The following is a 25,179-nucleotide window of genomic DNA, read 5'->3' as shown; positions in this document are numbered from 1 at the left end:
TCCATTATATGCTACTAATTTTTTTTTATCTCTGGGGTTCATGCGGATCATCAGTCCCAAACCGGTTTAGGTTGGCTGAAACTTTACTTGAATCCCCGTAATTGAGTTTAATTGATTATGATTCATTAATGATCATTCAATTGTCATTCAATTATTTCATTAAATTCAAATTTATCATCTAACTATCAAATTTATCATCTAACTATATTACTTAACAAAATATGTTTTGATGAAACGCCGGGACTGGGATTTGAACCCAGGCGGAGCAAAGCTCCACAAGATTTCCAGTCTTGCGCCTTACCAGGCTAGACTATCCCGGCATAAGATTATATTCTTCTTTTTGTGTAATATAAAGTCTTTGCTGATTTTTTATTGAATATTCTACTTATCTGGTGTGAGAACAGATATTCTACTGGTTTGTTGTGTATATTAAAAACCCATTAATATTTATTTGGGGTTGGGGTGGGAGTCCGGGAAAGAGTAGATTATATTTTTTTTTACTTCCACATCATTGGGTATGTTCCAGGTTCCATAAAAACCTTTTTTATATTCACCATGATGCCCTTATCTGCCTGGTCAATTTCAGTGGTTGTGGCCATTGCCTCACCAGCAGCTACCAGTTCACCCTTAAGGGTTAAAACTGCCAGGGTTTCCTTCCTCTTAATACCTTCACTCAACTCTAAGATTCCACCTGCTGCCAGATCCGCACCGTGACACAGTGCGTCTACTGCCGAATCCCTTACCACCACTTTTTTAAGGTGGCTGGCCGCCCTTTCCATAGGGAGCACACACTCCCGGAGTGGTGCCTCATCATCATCTTCTTTCCAATAATGGTAGGCATCATTGACGTCCTGCAGGGTTTTAAGGGTTTCATCCTCTGTAAAGTCTGCCACCCGTGTTCGGCGGAGTTCTGCCATGTGGGCTCCGCATCCTAATGCTTCGCCAATATCGTGACAGTACTTACGGATGTAGGTACCGGCCTCGCAGCCGATCCTAAACAGTGCATCCTGACCATCTATTTCCAGGATGTTAATATAGTAGATAGTCCGTACCCGGAGTTCTCTTTTGACTGCTGAACGCAGGGGTGGGGTTTGGAATATTTTACCAGTGAACTCCTCCAGGATACCTCGAATACGTGGCTCACCCACATCTTCGTGCAGGCGCATCAGGCATACGTATTCTTTGGGTGCTTCCAGGAGTAGTTGTATGGCTCTGGTTGCCGTGTCAATTCCAATGGGCAGCACACCGGTGACCCTGGGATCCAGGGTTCCGCCGTGACCTGTTTTCTCACAAAAGAGAATCCTTTTAACCCATGCATCAATTTCATGGGATGTGGGACCTGAGGGCTTATCCAGGTTGATAATCCCCCGGGACAGGTGCTCCTCAAGGGGCCGTTCTTCCGGTTTACAACCGTATTGGGGATCTGTTTCCCCGTAGGCTTTTTGGAGGAGTTCTGCCATATGGATGAACCTTTTTATTATATCTTCAGAAATCTAATTTAAGCAATAGCTGCTTCAAATTCTTTTTTGATTTCTTCAGGATCTTCACTCTTGATTTCAATTACCTGGTCCAATGGTTCCAGGTGTTTTATGTTGCATCTGCGGTTTTTAACGGCACTTCCCATTACTTCCACAAATTTATCATCTATGATCTCGACTATTACACATTTTTCACCGGCTTCTCTTCCGGAGATTTTCATACAAATTCTTCCAACTTCTATTGCGGGCATTTGATCACCTCAGTTACTTTTACTATGATTTGGGCAACGCTATCCGCCTTAAAGGCGTGAGTGTTAATTACAATATCGTAGACATCCATGTTGTTAATGTCTATGTTGTGTATTTCCATGTACCGCTGGGCCTCACTGGCTTCTCGGGTTATGATCTCTTCTCGGGCAAGTTCAATGGATTTATTTTCCCTTTGGCTGATACGCTCTGCGCGAACATCCAGGGGTGCATTGCACCATACCTTCAAATCAGCATCTACAAAATAGGCTGAAATGCGACCTTCAACAATGAGATCATCAGCTTCGTCAGCTAATTTAGCCTGTCTCTGGTCTATTTCCTGGTCTATTTTCAGGTTTCCCTCGGCGAATTTGCTGAATTGGAGTACATCCATATCCCTTTCGGCAGCCATCTGACGGAATATGTCCCCTGCAGATATGTAGGGGATTCCTGTTTTTTCAGATAGTATGCGGGAGGTTGTACTTGTTCCGCTTCCAGCGGGTCCACCGATGGTTATGATCATTTAGGATCTATTCCTCAATATCTTCTTGAGTATTGCTCTCTTGAGATTCCAAGAGAGATCTGGCCTGATCTTTGTAAAACCTACGTGTGCATTCTGTGCATAGGTTACCACCGAATGGTCGGTTTGGTCTTTTTTTAGACTTGGCGAGTTTTCTTATCTGGTAAGGTCTTCCTCGTGGAACCCCATGTAACAGTTTACCACATTCAGCACAGTGGTGCTTTTTAGGTTTTTTCTTTTTGTAGTGGAGGACGGTTTCGCCTCCAGGGGTTCTACGGAATCTTCTTTTGTACGTACGTGATCTGTATCTTAACGCTGGCATTTTAATATCTCCTAGTATGTAAATTTAGTTAAAATATTTCCTGTGAATGAATTTAAAATGGGTGAACAAATAAACGATTTCCATTTTTAGAATTAATTCCCATTACTCTATGATCTATATTCCCCCACTCTTAAGTCCCATGAATTTTCGGAACAGTAAAGACATGGCAAATGAGCATAAAATGTACCATCCCAACCATTCAATGGCCATGTAGGGAACTCCAGGTGTCTGTTGGTAGAACATGTGGAACAGAGGAACCAGTAGGACGTAGAATACAAATGATGGTAATTCCACCACTAATTTGTTGATTGCAGGTTCAGCAGCCATCCACCAGAAGACCAGTAGTATGGGTATGAAGGTGACGATCATGGGTTTAAAGGAGTTCATCATCATCTCCTTCTGCAGGTTCATGAATTCTGCCTGTTTCTTCTGAACTTCTGCCATTGCTTTAGCATCACCTGATTTCTGGGCTGCCATGGTCTCCTTCTGGAAATCTTTCATTTCCTTCTGCAAAAACTGCAACCGGTCCTGGTCCACCAGTAGTTTGTTGGCCAGGGTTATGAAAAATGCTATTATGGTGGAGATTACGAACACACCTAACATGGGGCCAAACGTGTTGACCATTGGCATGAACACGAAGCTCAATGCACCGAAAATTGGTTGAGTTATAAATTCAAATGCCATTTTTTGTTCCTCTTATATCCCACAACGGGTTTTTTATCCCAAAATGTTTACTGAAGGGTTCTTACCCTATAAAATTCTTATCCAGGATTTCTTATCTATAAATGATTCTTACCTTATAAAACTCTATCTATGAATGGTTCTACCCTATAAGGTTTTTTTCATTTCCTCAACTGAACTTTCTAACTGGTCGTTGTGATTTTCTATGATCTTAACTGTGGCTCCGGTGTAAACTGCGTATGCCATGGCTGTGGCCCGGTTCATCTCCTGATGTAGGTTAATGTCCTGCAGGCGTTCTGTGTCTCTGATTCGGGTGGTGTCACTAACCCTGCGCATGAGTATTTCATCACCATCAGCTTCAATGAGTATGAACATGTCTGGCTGCAGTTCCTCCAGTACCCATTGAGGTAGGCCAGGTAGGAAACCTGAGGGAGTTTTAATGGTGCAGTGTGTGTCCACAATGGTGTTGGCTTTCTCCGCCCTTGCCCGTATGGTTCCAGCTGCTTTTTTCTGGACTTCTTTCTGGGTTTCAGGGGGGAGTTTGCGCATGGAATCCCGGTCTTCCACCAGTTTCATTTCCTGGGCTATTTCCAGCATAACATCACCGTAATTCACGTGAACGTAATCTGTTTCTTTTAGGGCATGTTGAAGCACGGTGGTGCTTCCTGATCCTGGTATTCCTGCAACTACAACAACTTTCATTTAATCACCTAAGAACTTCCTGAGCATTGGGTGCATGTCCATGAGCTGCTCCTGGGCTATTTCTTCATAGAGTTTGTATACAATACCCACAGTCAAGAGAACACCAGTTCCCCCTCCCAGTGCGCCTGTGAGATCAGCTCCAAAGGCCAGAAGACCTACGAAGGCACCTCCCAGGATTGTGATTGCGGGAATGTATTTTTTGAGTAGTCTTTCAAACTGGGTACGGCTACTCCTGAATCCAGGAATCTGCATTCCCATTCCATGTAATTGTTTGGCCACTGCTTTGGGTCCTATGTTACTCAGTTCCACCCATAGCCATGCAAATAACACACATGATGCTATGAATACCACACCATAAATTGCCACTTGCAGGGGGTTGGTCAGAATACTGGAAAGCCCATAAGGAGTGGTTAAATAATAGGCCACCCCACTAATGGCTTTACCATTGGATACTGTTCCTAGTATAGGGAATCCTAATTTCTGGAACAGGGCAGCGAATAGCTGCACGTTTAAGAGTAATGCGCTGGTTAATATAACCGGCATGTTACTGGCATAGATGAACTTTAATGGATATTTACCCCTGGCTCCCTTTACCCCTCCGAAGGATAATGGTATTTCCACCCGCATACTCTCAGCATAAACCACTACCAGGAACACTGCAACCACGGCAATGATTGGTATCAGTAGACTGAAGTCAGGTTGACTGGTGGTTAACAGGTATATGAATTGGGGTATGGCACCGGAAGGCACTCCTGGTGAGGTTGGTGAGGATAATGGATTTAAAGTTCCAATAATTATCTGGGCTGAAACACCGGCTGCGATGAATAATCCAACTCCACTTCCGAATCCCCATTTGGAGACCACTTCATCAAGGAAGATTATTAGTATTCCTCCAATGACGATCTGCAGGATCACGATCCACACAAATTCAGGTGATGATGTGGACAGTGCACCGGTGAGTACTAAAACTGAAGCTTCAAATATGGTGAATACAACTGCAAGGAGTTTCTGAGTTCCCTGGAAGAAAGCCTTATCATCATGCTGTGAGAGATCCAGATTCAGGATCTTACCTCCAACCAGGAGCTGGAGTATAATGGATGCTGATACAATCGGCCCAATACCCATGGTAATTATAGAACCAAAACTACCGGCCATAACCGCCCTCAACTGGGCAAATTGATCTACCGCAGTAGGGCTAAGACCGAATAAGGGTATTTGACTTAATATGAAGTAAAGTATCAGGATTACCCCGGTCCACTTTAATTTTTCTTTAAAGGGGACCCGGTAACTTGGTGATTTTACCTGGGGTAAATATGAGAAAATCGGCAGAAGAGCTTCCTTCAACAATTGTTTTCACTCCTTATAAGGGAACATGGAATATTTGAGTTACAGTTATTCTACTTAGAGACTGACTGCTTCTCCCCCATTTTCTTCAATTTTTCGAACAGCACTTGCAGAGAAGTGAGGTGCTTTAATGGTGAGAGATCTGGTGATCTTTCCTTTGCCCAGTACTTTATCGTATCCTAATTGGGTGACATCGATGATGATATTGTCACCTTCCTTCTGGGCTAATTCTTTTTCAACCAGTTTTTCTGCATTATCATCCAGATAATCCAGGTTCACAGTTTTAAACTTATTAATGGTTTTTTGTGGTCTTTTAAAACCGTGCTTACCATATCGGTCCGGGTCGAACTTAACTACCCAGGTCCACATATGTTTATGGCCTCCGGCTTTTCCTCTCCCACCACGGTGACCGGCTCCTCTTCTCTTCTTAGAGCAACCGCCCCCAATAGTTCGGGAGCCACGCAATTTCCGTATCTTACGGGTTCTTCTTATCATGATGTTCACCTTGAATGTGTCATTATATTAATAAAGGATTATTAATGGGTTAGATCATTTTTTTAATGAGTTGGGATATTTCTTCTCCCCTGTAACCCAGTGTTCCTCCTTCTTTGAAACTTTTCCGAATGTGACTGTAACCTTTTCGTGGAGGATGTAGTCTAAAGATTGGTTTCAAACCAGATTCTTCTAGTGTGGTTTCTCCATTTATGATTGCTTCGGATAGTTCCTCTGCTGAGGAGTAATCTCCAGTCATTGCTTCAGGAGTGAATCTTTCCCTTCCAGGGAATCGTCCTCTTTTTTCTATGAGTTGGGTTAGTGTTTCTGAGTCTATTTCACCCCAGGTTATGTAGTCCTTTCCTTTCCTGAGCATTCCCATGTAACTGTCATTTTCAGGTAAAAGGACTGCGTGATTTATTCTGGTTAGGCGGAGCATATCCAGGGTGTCGGATATGTCTCCCTTGATTCCAGTACGTCCCCTGACTCTTAATGCTATAATCATGATATCACCTTACTCCACACAGACGCCCAGTTTTTTAAGGTCTTTGGTTGGGGCTTTTACCATGCTTAACTTTTTAAGGGCATCGAATACTGCACCTGCAAAGTTGATGGTGGTCTGGGTCTGTCCCATGGTCTGAGACCATACATCGTCAATTCCAGCCAGTCCAAGTATGGTTTTACCCACGTTTCCAATTACCATTCCAACTCCACCAGGGGCGGGTATGAGGGTTACACGAACACTGCCTTTTTTACCTTCCACTTTGAAGGGTACGGTGTGTTCTCGTCCGCAGACACATCCCCAGTCACCGCATCCTCGACGGACTTTGATGACATTGTATTTGGCGTTGTCAACTGCTTTTCGTATGGCAGGACCTACTTCTTTGGCTTTACCCTGTCCCAATCCAACGTAACCGTTTTTGTTTCCCACTGCTACTATAACTCGGAAGTTCACTTTACGTCCGGATTTGTGCATTCTCTGCACCAGGTTAACATCCATGACCTCTTCTTCGAGATCTGGGAGCAGGGAATCCACAATTTCCAGTTCCATGATAGGTAGGCCACGATCGAATATCTCATCGATACTGGTTATCTGACCCTCCTTTACCATGCGACCTAGATTGGTTTTGGGTTCCCATTCTTCGGTGTTATAATCATTCATTATGATACCTCTTTTTCGATCTTTTCCTTGATACTTTGAAAGTGATCAGGTAAGTCCATGGGGGATAGTCCCCTCTGGATGTACTGGGAAAACTTTTTCTCCATTTCTGCCTTCTCCAATGATTGGGCATACTGGGAAATGTGTTCTCCTGTGATTCTGTCTTCAGAAGGAAGGATAACATCTTTGTGAGGTACGTCCAGACCGGCATCAATTGCTCCTTTAATGACTGCATACACTCTTGATCCCTTAGTGGAAGTTGCCAGTCCCATGTCCAGTACTGCTCCTTCAATACCTTCTTTGATGGCTTTCCTGCCACAGAGGTATCCGGTGAGGTAAGCGGCAGAGGTGTTTTTACCACTGGCCAACCATCCCATGTTTTTTATTTCCTGGGAATGGGCTGAGATCAGGGTTTGGTCTCCTTCCATCTGCACATCTACTATCTGAGCTATGGTGTGATTGCCAGTGACTCGAACTACCAGACGGTGCTTGTCTAATCCTATTAGTTTTAATCTAGCACCGTAGTTTGTCTTTCCTTCTCTTCTACGTTTAAATGCTACTTTATATCTTGATCCTTGTGCCATTGTAATTCCCCCGTTATCTTAAAAGGTCGTGGTCCCTGGCGTAGGTTTTCATGTAGGATTTACTACGGAATGCTCCACCTTTAGCCATTCTGTATAGCTTACGGTAGGTGGTGCGATTAATTTCACGTTCATCCCTCATGTCCTTGAGGTCTTTTCGGAGGGCCCTGATGGTAGTCATCCAGGCTTTCTTCTTAGGGTTTCTAGCCCCTTTAGCTCCTTTAATACTTCCTCTACCTTTTCTTCTTCCTTTCTTTTTCTGTTCCGCTATCTTTTTTGATCGGTAACTGCTGATTCCCTTTTTGGGTCGTGCTTTAATGTAACCATCCTGGATGAGTTTGTTAACTCCTTCCCGGGTAATTGCCCGGGAAACCTCTTCCAGGTTGTTAGGGTCTATCCAGACACGATTAACACCTACTTTAAGCAGGTCCGCAGCTAGTCTCTTCTGAGTAGTAAGATTCATAAAGAAACCTCCATATCAACCTTTTAAAAAAAGGTTGATCAAAACTTCTATTAGTTCCAAATATATCAACTTTAGAACTAAGGATGCTGATACTTCCCTTGCATCCGAATTTTTTTCATTATTATTGTTTTTTTACTTGCCCTCAACATTATGATGATGGGGCCCCTTGATTCCTATGATAAACCATCCCTTCTGGATTCATTGCCAGTAGTGGGAGGTTTTAGGATATTTATATTGATTGTGCTTTAGGATTAAAAGATTATTTAAATAAGGAATTAATTAATTTAAGATCTTAATTCCCAGCTCCCTGGCTTTCTGGAGCATAACTTCCCTTTTCCTAAGTCCTATGGTTGAACTGATTCTTCCAGCCTGGGTTGCAGGATCCAGATTTTCAAGTTCTTTTAGGTTGCACACCAGAATATCCTGGTATCCAGATGGATGGAGTCCTTTGGTAGCTCTGGGTGAGCAGTAACCAATGGTGGGTATGGCAGGTTTACGAGCTTGATACCTTCTTGCTTTACTGAGTTTACCCCTGGCTTTCCTCCAGTTTTCGCCCAGTTTTTTGTACCTGTGCCATTCTTGTCTCCTGAATTTTGGTTTCCTCATGAGGATCACTCCTTAGCCACCAGGTATATTCCGTCCTGGAACACCCTGGGGTCTCTTCCCTTGATTTTAGTAGCCTGTTCAAGGTTGGCCATTGTCTGGCCCACGTTTTCCTTGTTTACACCGGTAACGGTTACTTCATCTCCCTGAATTTTAACCTGTGCACTGCCCACTATTTTGGCTGTGCGAGGGTATCTTTCTCCCAGGAAGTTTTCAATGGTTACCTTTTCCTTGGCAGCTTTCACTGTCATTGGAAAGTGAGCGTAAACAATCTTCATTCGGTAAGTGTATCCTTCGGTTAATCCGTGGATCATGTTGCTAATGTGAGACTTGATAGTGCCCAGCATAGCTTTATCCTTCTTTTTTGGGAAGCGAGTTTCTAAGACCACCATACTATCTTCTTGTTTGATAGTAACATTACCCTGTTTGAACTTGCGTTTAAGTTCTCCTTTGGGTCCCTTGACTGTTATTTCTTTGTCAATGGTGACTTCCACGCCTTCTGGGATGGGGATTTCCTCCCTTAAAACCACTGCTAAAGCCATTTTTATCACCTTAATAAACGTATACCAGTAATCTACCACCGATACCACGTTCTTTAGCTTCGTTGTGGGTCATTATCCCTTCGGGGGTTGTTACAATCATTATCCCGAAGTTTTTGGATGGTAGGTATCGTTTTTCGAATTTTTCGAATTCATCTTTTTTCACGGCGTGCCTGGGCTTTATCACACCGCACTTGTTTATATTTCCCTCTAGTTCCACGGTGAACATGCCTGCTTTATCATCGTCAACATATTCAAATTCACCAATGTAACCTTCTTTTTGCATCGTCCTCAGGACCTGCCCAATCATTTTAGATGCGGGAGATACTGTACATTTATTGTTTCCCTGCATCTCGTTGTTCCGCATATTAGTAAGGGCGTCGGCCAGAGGATCCATAAGAGTCATCTTGTCACCTCTAGTTAAACTTCTTAAATCCAATTTTAGGGGCGAGTTCCCGGAAACATTGTCGGCAGAGCATGAGCCCATATCTTCGAACTAACGCAGAGTGGTCTCCGCATCTCCTACATTTCCTGGATGCCTTTCCGTATTTTCTTGGCAAAATTATCACCTATTCCTCTTTATCAGATTCTATTCGAATCTGAAATTTTTCCTTCATGTACTCCATGGTCTCTTCGGTGGTGACCTGGTGTTTGTGAGGAATGTGCTTCCGCTGTACTTTCCTTCTTTTTATCCTGTATCCAGGTTTTTCGAAGGTCATGTTAACGTTCATCCCGAATATTCCAATATCCGGGTCGTAGCGCATTCCAGGAATGTCAATGTGTTCATGTATTCCAAAGGATAGATTTCCCTGTCTGTCAAACTGTGTGGGACGGATTTTGTTGTCAATTCCTGAAAGAATGAGTTTCACAGCCGCATCTGCATTTTCACCGCGTAGGGTTACTTTGCAGGCTATGGGTTGTCCCTTTCGGATTCCAAATTCAGGGTTGGTTACCTTGGAAATAGTTCGCACTGGTTTTTGGTTGGTGATGGTCTGGATAAGCTTCTCTGCTCGTGCCAGTCTTTCACCGCCTTCTCCCACACCAATATTAACTGTGGCTTTGGCTATACGTACCTGCTGCATAGGGTTCATTCTATTGGCCTCCAGGTAGTGAAATCATGGGTTTATCTTTTCCCAGAACAAAAACATATTCCTGCAGGGTCTGGAATGATTTTTCCTTAGTTTCAATTAGTACGGTGTTGGGCATGGAACTGCGGGTGATGTTAATTTCTTTAACTGTTCCCTTCTCACCAATGTGCTTACCACCGGTGATGAGACCGATAGTTCCATCTTCGAATTTGATTGTGTCTTTAATTTCTTGATCAGGCACGTTGAGAATTACCACATCACCAGTTTTGTAATCTTCTTCAGTAAGGTAATTTCGACCGTCGTGGAGGTTTAACTGTGTTTTGCCACCTTTAACGGTGACTTTGTCCTCGATACGGCATAGTTTGAACTCGGTGTTTCCCTCTTCTATAGGGTGTAGCACCAGTGTTCCTCGTTCATCAGGAACTACCCTGTAGGCTTTTCCACTTTTGGGTAGCTGGATTACATCCATGAATCCCACTGGGAATTTGTAGTCCTTGCGGGTTCGGCCGTCTACCATGATTTCACCATTGTTGATGATGATTCTGGCTTCACGGGCGTTGTCAGCTATTTTTAGTATGTCACGAACTATGACTAGAAGTGGTAATGATCCCTCTATGGAGTGTGGTCCTGGACTGGGTTTCACCGTCCAAGTAAACTCTTTAGGGTGGATGGGCCAGTGCTCTGGTGCTTTAAACCGTTTTAAATGTTTTCTTGATCCCATTTTGGCCATTTTATCCCTTCCTCTCTAATATTTCGTTTCTTTCTTCATCATCCAGATCCATTTCTATAATCTGGAGATTGGATGGATGTACTGGATGGTAAACTTGATTTCCGTCGGGTTTCTGCACGTTTAGGCCTTCAATCATAACCCGGTAACGTTTAAGGTCAATACCATCTACTTTACCTTCATGATCTTTGAAGTCACCCCGGAGAACTTTCACAGTATCTCCTTTCCGTACTGGTAGTGAGCGTCGTCCGTGCTCTTCCCGTAGTTCTGGGCTGAGGTTGACACTCATCATTTTATGACGGATGTGTAATGGTGCCTGGTAACGGAATTTTCTCTGTTTTCTTGGTTGTTTGGACATCTAATCACCTATACGATAATGCTGGCAGCACTTCCCACTGATGGCCATCTGTCCGCAGCTTCCTTGGCTACTGGTCCTCTGATTTCTGAACCTTTCAGGACTCCTTCGGGACTGATAATAACTGCTGCATTGTCCTCGAATTTCACTCTTAGTCCATCTGCCCTGCGGAATTCTTTTTTCTGTCTTACGACCACTGCAGTGGTAACTTCCCGACGCATGTCAGCGGTTCCTTTTTTAACTGTGATAACAACCATGTCACCCACACCGGCAGTAGCCAGTCTTCTTCGGACACCTTTGTATCCTTTGACAGATATTATTTCCACTTCACGGGCTCCAGTGTTATCAACACATTGTAGGCGGGCGCCTATGGGTAGTGATTTACTGACGTTTGATGTGATGGCTTTCATTTTTTATCCCCTTTAACCTCCACCACCACGAAGTGCTTGGTCTTGGAAAGGGGTCTGCACTCCGCAATCTTAACTGCATCTCCAATATTTACCTGGATACAGTCTGGTTTATGGGCGTTTATTTTTGATTTTCGCTTTTCGTATCGTTCATATTTTCGTATGAACTTGTAAAAACTCCTTTCAACGGTTATGGTCCTTTCTGCTTTGTCACTGGTGACTATTCCTTCCAGGATTTGGCCCCGCACTGGCAGGGTCCCGTGGAAGGGACAGTTAGGATCATTGCATTTTTCTTTGGGTTCGGTAACTTCAATACCAACCATATTATCACCAATATTTCCTAAATCTCTTTTTTATCCTATCTTCAGGGCGAGAAATAATTATCTTCCCTTCGATTTCTATTATAACTCCATCGGGAAGTGTGAATTTGAAAGTTACACTCCCTTTGGGTATGATTTTTTCGTTACCTTCACCATCTTCAATGGTGAGAGTATTTCTGGTTTCGTTCACCACGAGTCCTTTAATTCCATTTAAATCTCCATGCAAACTGTGGGTGATTTCCACTTCCAGCCCCACCAGTTCATGTCTCATAATGTTTTGTGGAGTAATCATGCTATCGTGGTATGCATGGGGTAGATGGTGAATGTTATTTTTATGTGAGTAATCCCAGCAGGACTTAGTAGACTCGTTTGGATCTGTAGACTTTTTGAGTCAAGTGGTTTCTTGAGTCCAGTGGTGTCCTTGAGGGATTAATCTCCCAGAAGACTTCAAAGTCAGAATCTTATCTGATTAAGAAGTCTCTTAAGTTTGAACTTAAAACCGGTGGTTAACTTATCTTACAAACATGGTATGATTGTAAAGAATCAAGTCCCCATGTGATACAATTAGTTAACCCATTAATCTAACGAACTTGGATGTCATCTGAAGAAAAGCCCATTCCGGCTAGAACTTCTTTGACTCTCCTTTTATGGTCTCCTTGCAGTTCGATTTGGCCTTTTTTGGCCGTTCCCCCGCAGGCACATTTGTTTTTCAGTTCCTTGGTGAGTTCTTTAATGTCAATATCGTGTTCATCTATTCCCTCCACGATTGTCATCAGTTTTCCGAATCTTCTTCTCACCGTGAATACTTTAACACTCTGTATCTCACGTGCTATTTCTTCACAGACACAGAGTTCCTCTGGTAGACCACAAACATCGCAGACTTTCATCGATTTTAGTTCTCCTTATTTTTTTCGTTAATTATGGTTTTGACACGTGCAATGGTTCTTTTAAGTTCCCTGATCTTCCCTGGGTTTTCGTAAATCCCCGCGGCAGCGCTCTTGGAAATGTTACTGGCATGTTCTGCCTGAAGTTCTTCCAGTTTTTTCTGGATTTCCTCCATTCCCATTTCACGTATCTCTTTACTCCTTAATATAACCATATTTATACATCCTTTTATAATTTATGATGATTTCTAAGGATTAAATCCTTTTAGGATTTCTCCACTTTTTCCTTGATTTCGGAAGCTTTTTTGGTGACTTCAGCCACTTTATCTGAGGCTTTTTTCTTAGTTTCGGAAGCTTTCTCTTTCACTTCCTCAGCCTTTTCCTCAACTGCCTCTTTAACCTCTGTAGCTTTTTCCACTACTTCTTCGGTTTTTTCCTCAGCTGCCTTCTTAGCCTTGGTAGCTTTAGCTTTGGTTTTGGAAGCTTTCTCTTTCACTTCCTCAGCCTTCTCCTCAACTGCCTCTTTAACCTCGGAAGCTTTCTCTTTCACTTCTTCGACCTTCTCTTCAGCAGTTTCTTTAGCTTCAGCAGCTTTGTCTTTAACCTCTGTAGCTTTTTCCACTACTTCTTCGGTTTTTTCCTTAGCTGCCTTCTTAGCCTTGGTAGCTTTAGCTTTGGTTTTGGAAGCTTTCTCTTTCACTTCCTCAGCCTTCTCCTCAACAGCTTCTTTAGCTTCAGTAGCTTTGTCTTTAACCTCTGTAGCTTTTTCCACTACTTCTTCGGTTTTTTCTTCAGCTGCCTTCTTAGCTTTGGTAGCTTTGGCTTTAACCTCGGTGGCTTTTTCTTCAGCAGATTCCTTAACCTCTGTAGCTTTTTCCACTACTTCTTCGGTTTTTTCCTCAGCTGCCTTCTTAGCCTTGGTAGCTTTAGCTTTGGTTTTGGAAGCTTTCTCTTTCACTTCCTCAGCCTTCTCCTCAACTGCCTCTTTAACCTCAGTAGCTTTTTCCACTACTTCTTCGGTTTTTTCCTCAACAGCTTCTTTAGCTTCAGTGGCCTTGGTTTTGAGATCATCTTTAACAGGTTCTTCTACTGGTACTTCAGCAGCTTCTTCTGCGGCTTCTTCGGTAATCTCTTCTAAGATTTCCACAGATCCTTCGGTGATTTCTTCAACAGGAGCTTCAACTGCTTCTGCAGTTTCAGTGGCTACTGGTTCTTCCACTTTAGGTTGGATGATATCCACCTTATCAGGCAAGACAACATCTGGTGGCATGATACGTACCGATATTCCTAGAACTCCAGGTTTGAGTGGTGCGGTGGCAAATCCTTGCTTCACATATTTGATGGATGGTTCTCCACATTTTTTGATGTATCCATCGGTGAATTTTGCGCATGCAGATCTAGATCCTCTGATTTTACCGGAGATGGTTACTTCCACTCCCTGGGCTCCTGCTCCCATGATTCTTCTGAGAGCTGAGTATGCCACTCGGCGGAAGTGCATTCCCCTCTGGAGCATGGCTGATATTTTGTGAGCCATGATTTTGGGGTTGAGTTCAGGGATGTCCACTTCTTTAACTTCTACCTGGGGATTTTCCAGTTCGTAGTTGTTTTTGAGGTTTTGGGTTATGGCCCGTACTGTTTTACCGCCTCGGCCGATTACCATTCCTGGTCTTTCTGCATATACCACTACCATGGTACCTAGGGGTGTTACCTGGATTTCCATTCCACCGTATCCTGCTCTGTCAAGTTCTTTCTCCAGATATTCATCGATTCTGGTTCTCTTTAGTCCCTCGGTTACAAAGTCCTTTTCAATCATGCGCTCTCTGCCTCCCCTAGAACTACTTGAATGTGTGTGGTGGGGGTGTTGAATGGTGTGGCCCTTCCGAATGCTCGTGGGATGTATCCTCTGATTATGAAACCCCGATGGCTGGATATGTGGATTATTTTAAGGTCTTCGGTGTCCATACCCTGATATTCAGCATTGGCCTCTGCATTTTCCAGAACATCTAAGATCTGGGTGGCTGCTTTTTTAGGGTAACGGCCAGTAGGCCATCCTTTTAGCCCTCTTTTGTGGCCTACTTTTTTGTTGTGTCGTTTGAATGGTACAGCTCTTTTCATCTGGATAACATCTTCCAGGTATTCCTTGGCTTCGTCAAGGTACATGCCCCGGAGTTCTCTGCAGATCTCCACCGAGTGTTTGGGGGAGATCTTGAGGGATCTTCCAGCTGCTTTGGCTACTTTTCCAGATCCTTCGTAAGCGTATTTCATTTTTGCCATGGTAGATTCTCCTTATTTCAGGGGCACGAACATGGATGAACGGGTAGCACCCATACCAGGGTCTCCGTGCTGTACTCTTTGACGGGTAATTGCAAATTCACCAAAGTAACATCCGATCATTTCGGGCTGTATCTGGACGTTCACAAATTCTTTACCATTGTAGATTCCAAAGGTCATGCCCACCATTTCTGGTAGTACAATCATGTCTCTACAGTGGGTCCGGATTATTTTAGGTCGTCCACCCGTGTCTCCTTCTTTTTTCAGTTTTCGTATCTTCTCTAGTACTTTTTTTTGCCTGGGTAGGAATCCCCTTTTCAGGGATCTGCGCTGGGTTGATGGTAACAACTGGATGACGTTATCCAGTGGCATCTGCTGCAGCTCTTCCAGGGTATAACCGCGATACTTGAATTCTTTCCTCGCCAATTAGCCTCCTCCTTAAAACGCTTTTATTTTATCATTTATTTTATTCTCGTAATTTTATCCTTAAACCAGTCCAAATGGAATAAGGGGATAAGTTATCTTATCTCCTTCTTCCGGTTCTCCTAGCAGCAATGGAACCCACTTTTCTTCCTGGTGGGGCGTGTCTGGAGACTGTGGTAGGTCGTCCTGGGTGCTGGCGGTTTCCACCACCGTGTGGGTGGTCTACTGCGTTCATTGCAACACCACGCACTCCCACGCTCTTTTTACCCTTAGCTTTTGCAGCATGGTGTCGGTTTCCTGCTTTGAGGAATGGTTTTTCTTTCCTACCTCCCCCGGCAACAACACCGATGGTGGCTCTGCATTGGGGGTTGAAAGCCTTTAATTCCCCGGAGGGAAGTTCCACAATGGCTTTACCCACGTCATGGGTGATAAGAGAAGCGTAAGTACCTGAAGATCGGACGAATTTTCCTCCGTCTCCGGGGTTTCTTTCCAGGTTGTACACTGGTGTTCCTTCAGGGATTTCTCCCAGTGGTAGTGAGTTTCCTGGTTTTATTGGTGCGGATATTCCGCATGCGATTTCATCGTTGATGGCTATGCTTTCTGGGGCCAGTATCAATTTTTGTTCGCCATTTTCGAACTTGACCTTGGCCACAGGGGCAGTTCTACCTGGATCGTGGAAGATGTCCACTACTTTTCCATTTAGGCTGCCATTTTTTTCTATATCATCAAATGAACGGTACTGTATTTTTCCTTTGAAACGGTGCGATGCACTTCGGTAGGTGGGGGTTCCTCTTCCCCGCCTCTGAATTATTAATCGTTTTCCCATTATTAATCCTCCCTAACCTCTAGAATACTCCCATTTTAACGGCAATGTCTTCGGCGCTCTCATCTTCTGCCAGTTTAAGGTAGGCTATTTTTTCACCACGGGAGCTAATCTGAGTGTTGACCCGTTCCACTTTAACATCAAAGAGTTGTTGGAAAGCCTGTTTGATTTGGGGCTTCTTTGCGGTTCTTCGGACCACAAAGGTTAACTCGTTTTTGTAATCAATGGCGTTCATGCTTTTCTCAGTTAACTGTGGTTTAATTATTATATCGTAAGGATCCATTCATGACACCTGCCTAATTCTGGAATAAATCTCCCAGTTTTTCAATTGCTGATTTAGTGTAAACAGTAAGTCGGCCGGGGTGTGTTCCTGGTGCCAGGAGTTCTGCATTGATGTTATCCACCACAACCACATCTACTCCAGGGTGGTTTCTGGCTCCCAGACTAATTCCTTTATCTTCTCCTACGACAAGTAAGGGTCCTTTGGGTGTTTTGTATTTTCTTCCCCTGGTTTTTCCTCTACCAGCCCTGATTTTTCTACCGTTTTTGGCTCGAACCACGTCATCCATTATTCCCAGGTTTTTGAAAATTTCCCTGGTTTCACTGGTCTTCTTGACACCGCATAGTTCATCATCCACCACGAATGGTATTTGAGGCACGTTGTCAATCCGGTGACCCCTGGCTTCAACCAGTTCCTGGTTGGTGGTGGCTGCTAGTGCTGAACGTATGGCCAGTTTCCTTTCTTTTTTGTTGATCTTCTCATGGATGATCCTGGCTGTCCTTGGTGGGTGGGCTTTTCTTCCACCGGTTGTCTGGGGCACGAATGCTCCCTTGGAACCTGCGGGGTGTCTTGAACCCTTCACACGTGGGACCATAGCTGCTCCTCGGCCTGCACCGAATGATTTAGCTGTAGTTCGTTTACCTGCCATAGGGTCTGTTCCCCAGGGCTGTATACGGGCACTTTGAGCAGAGAGAACCGCCCTTTTTATAAGGTCCGGTCGGAATTCTTCACAGAATATTTCTGGAAGCTCCATCTCGCCAGTAACTTTACCTTCTAATGAGTAAACCTTGATCTTCGTCATTCCCATCACTCTTTGATCCTAACTAGACTCCCTGCTTGGAGGCAGTGCTGATATATGATATTTGTGGAGCATCGTCGTGTTTTCCGTGGGGTCTCATTGCCTTTCTTAACATGACCAATCTTTTGGATGGTCCGGGTAATGATCCTTTGAGGAGTAAGTAATTATTTTTAACAATCCCATACTTCACGAATCCACCTTTAGGGTTAACCTCATCGGCCTGTTCGGCTTCTCCTATTTTGAGGATTTTCTTGTTGTACTCTGTACGCTGATGGTATCCCATCTGACCAGCCATGGGCACTGTCCACATGGTTCTGGCGGGTGACCATGGTCCGATTGAACCAACGTGCCTTCCTTTACTACTTCGGGCGGCTTTTCCGTACTGTATACGGACACCCCATCTTTTTATGACTCCCTGGAATCCTTTACCTTTAGTCACTGCTATTGCATCGGTGTGTTCACCATCGGCGAAAACATCGGCGGGGGTTAGTTCTTTTCCCAGTACACTGGCAGCGTATTCCAGTTTATCTTCCACACTGTTTCCGCCAATACCACATTCCATTAGTTCTGGTTTTTTCTTAGGAACACTGGCCATTCGTGGTTTGGTGTTGATTAGTGCTCGGATTTCCACCACTTTATCCAGGTTTTCTTTTAAACTTGCCAGTTGCGCTTCAGAATCATAGTCTACAGGTATGGAGATTTTCCTTTTAAGGTCTTCATCCATTTTTTGCGCCAGGACATCGGTCATGGCCCTGAGTCCGCGGCTGGTCTGGGTGTAAGCCCGGATACCCATTACCACTATTGGTGGGGTTTCCACTACAGTGACCGGGGTGGAAATTTCCATTCCCTCGGTGGGTGAGTTTTTGGTGTTATCCATCTGAGTCACGTGGGTCATGCCCACTTTGTAACCTGGGAATCCTAAAAGTCCCGGCTCTTCCCTTTCGGGCCAGGAGCTTATTCGGGGTGATTCCCTGGCTGCTCTTTTTCTAGGACTAAATGCAACTGATCCTTTTCTAGGTTGATGATGTCTAGCCATCTAATATTTCCTCCTTAAATCCTTAATTTTCCACTTTTCCAAATTTGTGAACATAAATATACATTTAATACATGGTGTACTCTCTAAGAAGAGCCCAAAGCGCATTGCTAATTACATTGCGATAAATGTTTCTACTCTACCGTGTAGTGCATTATAATATGCATTACCCGTATCAAAATTTAATTTAACCAATTAGCGCTTTGCTAATTTAGTCACCATGTCACAGTTATAGCAATAAACGCATAACTAATCCATTAGCACATTAAATACTGATAAAGTAGCTAAAACTGCCTCTTCAGTTCTTACAGTCTTAGTTCCCTGATTAGGGATGGTGTTAACCTCCAGGTCCAGTACGTCCCCAGGGTTGCCCATTAATTCGTGTAAGCCCGAATACGGACCACCAAACAAAATAGCTACGTGTTTGGAGCCCCTTAACCCCTCTCTAACTTCGTTTAAAACAGAAGTGATGGGTTCAGCATAGCGCGATGTACCCACCACCAGATCAGGTTGTGGTTTTAACAGATCTATGCTGTCATCTAAACTCTTATAAGTAGACAGTACATCATACCCCCAATAAAACTCAGGTTCATCAGGAGAAATTACTATTTCCTTTCCTAACTTATCTACCTTAAAGCTCATTACCCGGTTCACGCTGAGCTTTTCCTTGCACAACGCATCCCGGTCGGCACCTATATCAACTATGGTACCTTTCTTGGTCCTTTTTAATGTAAGTCCCTGTCTAAAATCACCCTGATGGAGTTCTCCAGTTGGGTGATGGGGAGTTCTAAGCGGAGGAAGTATTCCTACGTTCCGCAACTCCCGGGTTATAGGAAATACCTTTTTTCGAAGGTACTGTGGGGTATTCATATAAGTGAGGATATCACTAATAAACTTTACCCCTTTACGGTCTTCCGGGTCTTCAGTATCGCTGTAAATAACGATTTTTGTAGCCCGAAACAGGGCGGCTGATCTGCCAATCAACCCTACTTTGTATGTCTTTAGTTTTAAATCTTTTGTTTCCCTGAGAAAAGAAGAGGGTATAAAAATTGAAATGTTCTTAAGTGACATCTTTAAATTTCTGTTTTTGATCCTTATAATATATAGGGGCTGTATATTTTGAGTGAATCAATAATTGTACCATTATAAAAAAATGTGCAATTTATAATTAATATATTATTCAATTGAATATTCCTGAAAAATTTTATTTATTAAATTTTGAATTTAAATTTTGAAATATATTTGATAAAACACCACTGTTGATCAAACACCACTATTAAAACACCACTGAAATTATTTGATAAAACACATTGAAATTTTAATATGGGAAATAAAGGGATAGTAAAGTACTATTGTTTTTGTATTGAAAATAAAATTATAATATTTGAAAATAATTGATAATAAAGTACAATAGTGATCTGATATTGAAAATACATTGATTTAATATTGAAAGACCGTGATTTTATTGTTAAAACCGTAATTTTATTGTTAAATAATATGTTACTGCTCTTTTTGTTACTGCTCTTTTACTCCATTCTTTCTATCCTCAAAACAACCACTTCCACTTCACGTTTCTCATCCTGGTGAAAGTGATAGATGCGGGGTAGGGGGAAATTATAGTTAAAAACATGTGTTACATTGGAATTGAGAGCCTTTACTATCTGTTCTAGAAATTCCCTTGTCTTGGCCAGGTGAAACGAGTAAATAACTGGTGCTACTTCAAGGGCTTTTTCAAGGAACCTGCGATCAGCATCCTTCCGATGGGCTTTCTGTGCCCCAAATGGTGGGTTCTGGATAACTGTATCTGCCTTCTCATGGAAATCATTCATATCCATATTCAAAAACCGACATTTATCCTGAACTTCAAGCCTAACTGCCTCTGAGTTTGCCACTTGGAGTGCATCGATATCTACATCCACACCTACAACTTCCACTGCACCCATTAAAGCTACTCCCAGGGCCAGGATTCCGGTCCCACAACCAAGATCCACCACTTTCATATCCCGAAGATCACCGTAGGCCTGGGCATTCCATACAACATCAGCGGCAATACTGGCTGGGGTGTGGTACTGTTCCAGGTTTGGATCTGGATGGGGATGGGAGGGTATAGCCTGCAGGGCCATTTCCAACTGTCTTTTCTTGGTTATCATGATGATTCAGTTAAAGTATTCTATTGGTGTTCTATGGGTGTTAGAAATATGGGTGTAGAAATATTCTGATAAGGTAGATTATTCTGATGAGATTATTATGAAATATATTTTTTTATTCATTATTTGAATTATTTGAGATTCTATTTTGAGATTCTATTTTAAGATTCTATTTTGAGATTCTATTTTGAGATATTTTTTTAGAGACCTCATTTGGTTTTATTATCTTTTAGAGATCTATTTTTAGTTTTATTATTTTTTACCCAGTTTGAAGGATAACATAAAATCTTTAAGGAGATATAGATAATAGATATAATTTGAAAACAATGGAATATTATAGATTGTTGAATTTAGGTAATTAATATTGAAAAAACCATTAATAAACATACCCAGATTATAGATACAAAGGAAGATATCATGTTTGACAAGGTCCTGGTTGCCAACCGTGGAGAGATTGCCATCAGGGTGATGCGCGCCTGCAGAGAGCTGGACGTGAAGAGTGTTGCTGTATATTCAGAAGCAGATAAAAACTCGCTCTTCGCCAAGTACGCCGATGAATCATACTGTATAGGAGGACCCTCACCGGCAGATAGTTACCTGAATATTCCCCGGATCCTGGAAGTTGCCGAAAAATCAGGGGCAGATGCACTGCACCCTGGATACGGTTTCCTGGCTGAAAACCCCCACTTAGGGGATAAATGTGATCAGAATGGATTAAAACTCATAGGTCCATCGGGTTCGGTTATTGAAGCCATGGGGAGCAAGATTGAATCACGTAAACTTATGGAAAAAGCAGGTGTTCCTGTAATACCTGGTAACAGTAAGGGAGTAACTGATCCAGATGAAGCCCTTAAAATTGCAGAAGCCATTGGTTACCCGGTGATAGTTAAAGCATCCGCTGGTGGTGGGGGCATAGGTATGCGTACAGTCTATGAGGAAGATGAACTGTTACGTGCCCTGGAATCCACCCAATCCGTGGCAGCATCTGCATTTGGAGATTCCACTGTTTTTATCGAAAAGTATGTGGAGGAACCCCGCCATATTGAATTCCAGATCTTAGCAGATGAACATGGTAACACCATCCATGTGGCTGACCGGGAGTGCAGTATCCAGCGCAGACACCAAAAACTCATTGAGGAAGCACCTTCACCAATTATGACTGATGAACTCAGGGAACAAATGGGCCAGGCTGCTGTTAAAGCAGCTTCATCAATCGGATACACCAATGCCGGAACTGTGGAATTCCTTTACTCAAATGAAGAATTTTATTTCCTGGAAATGAACACCCGTATCCAGGTAGAACACCCCATAACCGAAGTGGTCACTGGAGTGGATCTGGTTAAAGAACAACTTAAGATCGCCTCAGGACGAGAGTTATGCTGCACCCAGGATGACATCCAGGTACGAGGTCATGCTATTGAGTGTAGAATCAATGCTGAGGACCCTTTAGCAGATTTCGCCCCCAACCCTGGTAAAATAACAGGTTATCGCTCGCCAGGAGGTCCGGGAGTGCGTGTGGATAGTGGGGTTTACATGAACTACACCATACCCCCATACTATGATTCCATGATCTCCAAGCTCATTGTCTGGGGACGTAACCGTAATGAAGCCATAACCAGGATGAGGCGAGCCCTCTCGGAATACATTATATTGGGAGTGAAAACCACCATTCCATTCCATAAGTCCATGATGTTAAGCCCTAGTTTCTGGGAAGCAAAATTACACACTCACTTTGTGGATGAATACCGTAAGGAAATAATGGACAACATGGAAAAAGTCATCAGGGAAGATAAAGAAAAAGAAGCCCGGCTTAAATCAACATTTTTACCATCTAAAAGAGTTGCTGCAGTTTCAGCAGCTGTTTCAAGCCACATCATTAGTTCCATGGCCAATAAAAAGAAATGAGAATTTAGGGATTAATATGGCCAAAAATTAGTATTATTATGGCAAATTTAGTAAAATAAACTTTCCAAAAAACTAATAAAAATGTTATATGAATCATAGGATTTAAAGGTGGTCCCATGCACCAGAAACAGATTTTAAAAACTTTCCATGCACAAAAGGATGAATATGTATCCCGTGACCAGTTAACATCTGATGTGGGTATATCAAATATTCAACTCAAAGATGAAATACATTCACTGAAAAAAGAGGGTTACATTATTGATTCATCCCCTGAACTTGGTTATCGTCTGATCAAAACCCCTAACAGACTCTTACCCTATGAAATACAGCTAGACCTGGCCACTAACTTTATTGGGCAGGAAATTCATCACTACTCTGAGGTGGATTCCACCAACGAAGTTGCCAAAGAACTTGCTGAGAAAGGCGCAGTAGAAGGAACCATTGTTATAGCTGAAAGTCAGCGCAGTGGTAAAGGCAGACGGGGTAAAAAGTGGTTGTCACCTTCAGGGGGGGTTTGGATGACTATAATACTCCGACCAGACATTCCCCTGTCTCAGGCCCCTTTATTAACACTGGTAACCGGGGTGGCTGTTGCTGAAACACTGGCCAAGGATTGCAGCCTGGATGTGGGTATAAAATGGCCCAATGACATATTAATTGGTGAAAAAAAGGTCTGTGGAATACTGACTGAAGCCAGTGCCATTGGCAAAAGACTGGATTATGTGGTGGTGGGTATTGGTATTGATCTTAATGTTGATGTAGAAGCTTTCCCTCCAAAACTGCGAGAAGGTGCAACATCCCTCAAAAGGGAACTTGATAAGGAAATCCAGGGAGTAGAACTGGTGCAGGATTTCTTGGTGAACTTCGAAACCCTTTACAATGATTTCACCAACGGAAAATTCACAGAAATACTTAACCAGTGGCGCAGACTCTCCAAAACCATTGGTTCTTATGTAGAAGTTCACCAAAAGGGTAGAACTGTTCGAGGAGAAGCTGTGGGTATAAGCAAAGAAGGTATTCTCATTCTGGAAATGGATGATGGCAGTCTGCACAAAGTTATATCCGGAGAATGCATACACTTTAAAGGGAATTAAACAACCACTAAAGGAAATAAACACCTATTATTTTTTTAGAAAAATTTTAAATGGTTTAATCAGGAATAACATTTAAATGTACTTTTATTGAAGGAGTTTTACATGAAGTGGAATTTTAAAATAATCCTATTAGCAGTTTTGATAGTTTCTTTGACTGTGATGGTTTATTCATACTCACAACTCCCATTTTACCCACCAGAATATCCTACAGGCCCCTCGATAAATGCAGGGGACAGGGTGCTGGTTGTAGCACCCCATCCTGACGATGAGGTTATCTGCAATGGAGGGATAATCAGTTACGCAGTGGAAAACAAAGCCCAGGTTAAGGTGGTGGTGGTTACTGATGGTAATGATACCAAAACTTCACCACTCATACGACATAATGAAACAATCAACGGAACAAAGATACTGGGTTTAGGTGAAGAGAACGTCACATTCCTGGGTTACAAGGATGGAAGTTTAAGGAATCTTTTAAATGATTACTGGGATTATAATAATCCTTTCACTGCTTCAAACGGTTCAAAACAGGTGACTTACCCCTATGCCTTCCAGAAGAACGCCATTTACTGTGGTGCTAACCTGGCAGAAAATCTGGAAACTGTAATCACCGATTTTAAGCCCACCATCATCATCTATCCCAGTGGGGATGATGAACAGTTTGATCATCAGGCCACCAATGGTTTCATTGAGTACGCCACCGTTCAAACCGGATATAATGGAAGTAAATACACTTACCTGTTACATTTACCCCCCAACTGGCCCAGTCCTAGGAGTTATTATCCAGAATATTATTTAGTTCCCCCAAAACAACTGGTTGGGGTTCCAAATGGTCCTGAATGGTTTGTATTTAATCTCACCACCCACCAGGAGCGTTTGAAAGAGGAATCATTACGGACCTATAAGACCCAAATTGTCCCCTCATCATATTTACTATCATTCCTGCGTAAAAATGAGTTATTCGCTGAATATCATACACTGAATGTGTCAAGGTCCACTGATAATCCATCACTTAGTGAATGTGGCAATGGTTCTAAAACTTTAAGCAATCTCTTTTATGATGCAGCTGGTGATGGAAAATATCATGGCAAAGAAGAATCACTGGACATAATATCAGTTGGAATAAATGTCAGTGATGGGACAACCAACGGAAATTCATTGCTATCTGTAAAAACAGTGGGTGAACCCGCACAAGATGCAGTGTATAATATTCGTATGAATATTTTCAATCCAAAGGGAACTGAAAGGGTGAAAATCTCAGTTCACAGTGGAAATGCAGAGATACAGAGGGAAGTAAATGGTAGTTCAACCCAGGATAATATTCCAGTAATTATCAAAAACAACACCATGGTAACGGAAATACCCTCTGATATTTTCAAAAACAGCCCTTATTTAATTTTAAGCGTTGATGCCACTAAATCCGGGGCAATAATTGATCAAACACCATGGAGAGTTATAAAAGTAAGCTGATAATAAACTGATAATTAAACTGTAAT

General features: G+C 42.8%; 35 protein-coding genes, 1 tRNA gene and 1 pseudogene. 3 read left to right on the top strand and 34 right to left on the bottom strand.

From position 1 onward, the window contains the following. Nucleotides 1-235: 235 nt before the first annotated feature. From HY987_RS04925 to HY987_RS04760, 34 genes and pseudogenes are all read right to left on the bottom strand, one after another. Nucleotides 236-320 (bottom strand) — tRNA-Ser (locus tag HY987_RS04925). A 177-nt stretch (nt 321-497) separates the two neighbouring features. Then, nucleotides 498-1,460 (bottom strand): RNA-guided pseudouridylation complex pseudouridine synthase subunit Cbf5, encoded by a 963-nt coding sequence (locus HY987_RS04920; protein ID WP_292756203.1) that lies wholly within the window; start codon nt 1,458-1,460, stop codon nt 498-500. A 38-nt stretch (nt 1,461-1,498) separates the two neighbouring features. Then, nucleotides 1,499-1,729, bottom strand: a complete 231-nt coding sequence (locus HY987_RS04915) for a 50S ribosomal protein L14e (RefSeq protein WP_292756201.1) — start codon at nt 1,727-1,729, stop codon at nt 1,499-1,501. Then, nucleotides 1,717-2,247: a (d)CMP kinase gene (gene cmk, locus HY987_RS04910; RefSeq protein WP_292756199.1), complete on the bottom strand. Its 531-nt coding sequence runs from the start codon at nt 2,245-2,247 to the stop codon at nt 1,717-1,719. The genes HY987_RS04915 and cmk overlap by 13 nt, the downstream gene beginning before the upstream one ends. A gap of 7 nt (nt 2,248-2,254) precedes the next feature. Next, nucleotides 2,255-2,566 (bottom strand): 50S ribosomal protein L34e, encoded by a 312-nt coding sequence (locus HY987_RS04905; RefSeq protein WP_292756197.1) that lies wholly within the window; start codon nt 2,564-2,566, stop codon nt 2,255-2,257. Between the two features lie 114 nt (nt 2,567-2,680). Beyond that, nucleotides 2,681-3,250, bottom strand: a complete 570-nt coding sequence (locus HY987_RS04900) for an EMC3/TMCO1 family protein (RefSeq protein WP_292756195.1) — start codon at nt 3,248-3,250, stop codon at nt 2,681-2,683. Nucleotides 3,251-3,394: 144 nt separating this feature from the next. Further along, on the bottom strand, nt 3,395-3,949 hold the full coding sequence (locus HY987_RS04895) for an adenylate kinase (RefSeq protein WP_292756193.1): 555 nt from the start codon (nt 3,947-3,949) through the stop codon (nt 3,395-3,397). Continuing rightward, nucleotides 3,950-5,296, bottom strand: coding sequence for a preprotein translocase subunit SecY (gene secY / locus HY987_RS04890; RefSeq protein WP_292756191.1), 1,347 nt, complete (start codon nt 5,294-5,296; stop codon nt 3,950-3,952). 54 nt (nt 5,297-5,350) lie between these two features. Continuing rightward, on the bottom strand, nt 5,351-5,788 hold the full coding sequence (locus HY987_RS04885) for an uL15 family ribosomal protein (RefSeq protein ID WP_292756189.1): 438 nt from the start codon (nt 5,786-5,788) through the stop codon (nt 5,351-5,353). 49 nt (nt 5,789-5,837) lie between these two features. Then, on the bottom strand, nt 5,838-6,290 hold the full coding sequence (locus tag HY987_RS04880) for a 50S ribosomal protein L30 (protein ID WP_292756187.1): 453 nt from the start codon (nt 6,288-6,290) through the stop codon (nt 5,838-5,840). A 9-nt stretch (nt 6,291-6,299) separates the two neighbouring features. After that, nucleotides 6,300-6,947 carry a 30S ribosomal protein S5 gene (rpsE, locus tag HY987_RS04875; RefSeq protein ID WP_292756185.1) on the bottom strand — a complete coding sequence of 216 codons (648 nt, stop codon included), beginning with the start codon at nt 6,945-6,947 and terminating at the stop codon, nt 6,300-6,302. Next, complete coding sequence (locus HY987_RS04870; protein WP_292756183.1) at nt 6,947-7,528, bottom strand: 50S ribosomal protein L18; 582 nt, start codon at nt 7,526-7,528, stop codon at nt 6,947-6,949. The genes rpsE and HY987_RS04870 overlap by 1 nt, the downstream gene beginning before the upstream one ends. A gap of 13 nt (nt 7,529-7,541) precedes the next feature. Beyond that, nucleotides 7,542-7,988: a 50S ribosomal protein L19e gene (locus tag HY987_RS04865; protein WP_292756181.1), complete on the bottom strand. Its 447-nt coding sequence runs from the start codon at nt 7,986-7,988 to the stop codon at nt 7,542-7,544. Nucleotides 7,989-8,267: 279 nt separating this feature from the next. Further along, entirely contained in the window at nt 8,268-8,594 is a 327-nt protein-coding gene (locus tag HY987_RS04860; protein ID WP_292756179.1) for a 50S ribosomal protein L32e, read from the bottom strand. A gap of 5 nt (nt 8,595-8,599) precedes the next feature. Continuing rightward, on the bottom strand, nt 8,600-9,133 hold the full coding sequence (locus HY987_RS04855) for a 50S ribosomal protein L6 (RefSeq protein ID WP_292756177.1): 534 nt from the start codon (nt 9,131-9,133) through the stop codon (nt 8,600-8,602). A 10-nt stretch (nt 9,134-9,143) separates the two neighbouring features. After that, entirely contained in the window at nt 9,144-9,536 is a 393-nt protein-coding gene (locus HY987_RS04850) for a 30S ribosomal protein S8 (RefSeq protein WP_292756176.1), read from the bottom strand. A gap of 10 nt (nt 9,537-9,546) precedes the next feature. Further along, nucleotides 9,547-9,699, bottom strand: a complete 153-nt coding sequence (locus tag HY987_RS04845) for a 30S ribosomal protein S14 (protein WP_004030384.1) — start codon at nt 9,697-9,699, stop codon at nt 9,547-9,549. Next, complete coding sequence (locus tag HY987_RS04840; protein ID WP_292756174.1) at nt 9,700-10,221, bottom strand: 50S ribosomal protein L5; 522 nt, start codon at nt 10,219-10,221, stop codon at nt 9,700-9,702. It abuts the gene before it with no gap. A 1-nt stretch (nt 10,222) separates the two neighbouring features. Continuing rightward, nucleotides 10,223-10,948, bottom strand: coding sequence for a 30S ribosomal protein S4e (locus HY987_RS04835; RefSeq protein ID WP_292756172.1), 726 nt, complete (start codon nt 10,946-10,948; stop codon nt 10,223-10,225). Nucleotide 10,949: 1 nt separating this feature from the next. Beyond that, entirely contained in the window at nt 10,950-11,303 is a 354-nt protein-coding gene (gene rplX, locus HY987_RS04830; RefSeq protein ID WP_292756170.1) for a 50S ribosomal protein L24, read from the bottom strand. A gap of 8 nt (nt 11,304-11,311) precedes the next feature. Beyond that, nucleotides 11,312-11,710, bottom strand: a complete 399-nt coding sequence (locus HY987_RS04825) for a 50S ribosomal protein L14 (protein ID WP_004030389.1) — start codon at nt 11,708-11,710, stop codon at nt 11,312-11,314. Continuing rightward, entirely contained in the window at nt 11,707-12,030 is a 324-nt protein-coding gene (locus tag HY987_RS04820) for a 30S ribosomal protein S17 (protein WP_008514875.1), read from the bottom strand. Before HY987_RS04820 ends, HY987_RS04825 begins: the two co-directional genes overlap by 4 nt. 4 nt (nt 12,031-12,034) lie before the next feature. Beyond that, the gene (rnp1, locus tag HY987_RS04815) at nt 12,035-12,319 is read right to left on the bottom strand and encodes a ribonuclease P protein component 1 (protein WP_292756167.1); all 285 of its coding nucleotides are present in this window, start codon (nt 12,317-12,319) and stop codon (nt 12,035-12,037) included. Between the two features lie 289 nt (nt 12,320-12,608). Then, nucleotides 12,609-12,914, bottom strand: coding sequence for a stress response translation initiation inhibitor YciH (yciH, locus tag HY987_RS04810; RefSeq protein ID WP_008514880.1), 306 nt, complete (start codon nt 12,912-12,914; stop codon nt 12,609-12,611). A gap of 5 nt (nt 12,915-12,919) precedes the next feature. Beyond that, entirely contained in the window at nt 12,920-13,126 is a 207-nt protein-coding gene (rpmC, locus tag HY987_RS04805) for a 50S ribosomal protein L29 (RefSeq protein WP_292756165.1), read from the bottom strand. An 881-nt stretch (nt 13,127-14,007) separates the two neighbouring features. Next, nucleotides 14,008-14,724 (bottom strand): annotated as a pseudogene (locus HY987_RS04800) (30S ribosomal protein S3); the annotation flags it as partial. After that, nucleotides 14,721-15,185, bottom strand: a complete 465-nt coding sequence (locus HY987_RS04795) for a 50S ribosomal protein L22 (protein WP_292756163.1) — start codon at nt 15,183-15,185, stop codon at nt 14,721-14,723. The gene HY987_RS04795 and the pseudogene HY987_RS04800, both read right to left, overlap by 4 nt. 12 nt (nt 15,186-15,197) lie before the next feature. Beyond that, nucleotides 15,198-15,608 carry a 30S ribosomal protein S19 gene (rpsS, locus tag HY987_RS04790; RefSeq protein ID WP_292756161.1) on the bottom strand — a complete coding sequence of 137 codons (411 nt, stop codon included), beginning with the start codon at nt 15,606-15,608 and terminating at the stop codon, nt 15,198-15,200. Nucleotides 15,609-15,705: 97 nt separating this feature from the next. Continuing rightward, nucleotides 15,706-16,431: a 50S ribosomal protein L2 gene (locus HY987_RS04785; RefSeq protein ID WP_292756159.1), complete on the bottom strand. Its 726-nt coding sequence runs from the start codon at nt 16,429-16,431 to the stop codon at nt 15,706-15,708. 19 nt (nt 16,432-16,450) lie between these two features. Further along, nucleotides 16,451-16,711: a 50S ribosomal protein L23 gene (locus HY987_RS04780; RefSeq protein WP_292756157.1), complete on the bottom strand. Its 261-nt coding sequence runs from the start codon at nt 16,709-16,711 to the stop codon at nt 16,451-16,453. A 13-nt stretch (nt 16,712-16,724) separates the two neighbouring features. Then, the gene (rpl4p, locus tag HY987_RS04775) at nt 16,725-17,510 is read right to left on the bottom strand and encodes a 50S ribosomal protein L4 (protein WP_292756156.1); all 786 of its coding nucleotides are present in this window, start codon (nt 17,508-17,510) and stop codon (nt 16,725-16,727) included. A 22-nt stretch (nt 17,511-17,532) separates the two neighbouring features. After that, nucleotides 17,533-18,543 (bottom strand): 50S ribosomal protein L3, encoded by a 1,011-nt coding sequence (gene rpl3p, locus HY987_RS04770; RefSeq protein WP_292756154.1) that lies wholly within the window; start codon nt 18,541-18,543, stop codon nt 17,533-17,535. Nucleotides 18,544-18,789: 246 nt separating this feature from the next. After that, the gene (locus HY987_RS04765) at nt 18,790-19,611 is read right to left on the bottom strand and encodes a putative RNA uridine N3 methyltransferase (protein WP_292756152.1); all 822 of its coding nucleotides are present in this window, start codon (nt 19,609-19,611) and stop codon (nt 18,790-18,792) included. A gap of 455 nt (nt 19,612-20,066) precedes the next feature. Next, entirely contained in the window at nt 20,067-20,690 is a 624-nt protein-coding gene (locus tag HY987_RS04760) for an METTL5 family protein (RefSeq protein WP_292756151.1), read from the bottom strand. Nucleotides 20,691-21,104: 414 nt separating this feature from the next. On the opposite strand from HY987_RS04760, the gene HY987_RS04755 reads away from it, so the two are divergent. The 3 genes from HY987_RS04755 (at nt 21,105) to HY987_RS04745 (ending at nt 25,153) form a co-directional block, all read left to right on the top strand. Beyond that, nucleotides 21,105-22,592 carry an acetyl-CoA carboxylase biotin carboxylase subunit gene (locus tag HY987_RS04755; RefSeq protein ID WP_292756149.1) on the top strand — a complete coding sequence of 496 codons (1,488 nt, stop codon included), beginning with the start codon at nt 21,105-21,107 and terminating at the stop codon, nt 22,590-22,592. Nucleotides 22,593-22,708: 116 nt separating this feature from the next. After that, nucleotides 22,709-23,686, top strand: coding sequence for a biotin--[acetyl-CoA-carboxylase] ligase (locus HY987_RS04750; RefSeq protein ID WP_292756147.1), 978 nt, complete (start codon nt 22,709-22,711; stop codon nt 23,684-23,686). A gap of 102 nt (nt 23,687-23,788) precedes the next feature. Next, nucleotides 23,789-25,153, top strand: a complete 1,365-nt coding sequence (locus tag HY987_RS04745) for a PIG-L family deacetylase (protein ID WP_292756144.1) — start codon at nt 23,789-23,791, stop codon at nt 25,151-25,153. Nucleotides 25,154-25,179: the final 26 nt, after the last annotated feature.

Origin of the sequence: Methanobacterium sp. (assembly GCF_016217785.1) — an archaeon.
Classification (GTDB): Archaea; Methanobacteriota; Methanobacteria; order Methanobacteriales; family Methanobacteriaceae; genus Methanobacterium.
The sequence above is the reverse complement of the archived record's forward strand: the minus strand, read 5'-3'. Positions and strand labels throughout refer to the sequence as shown.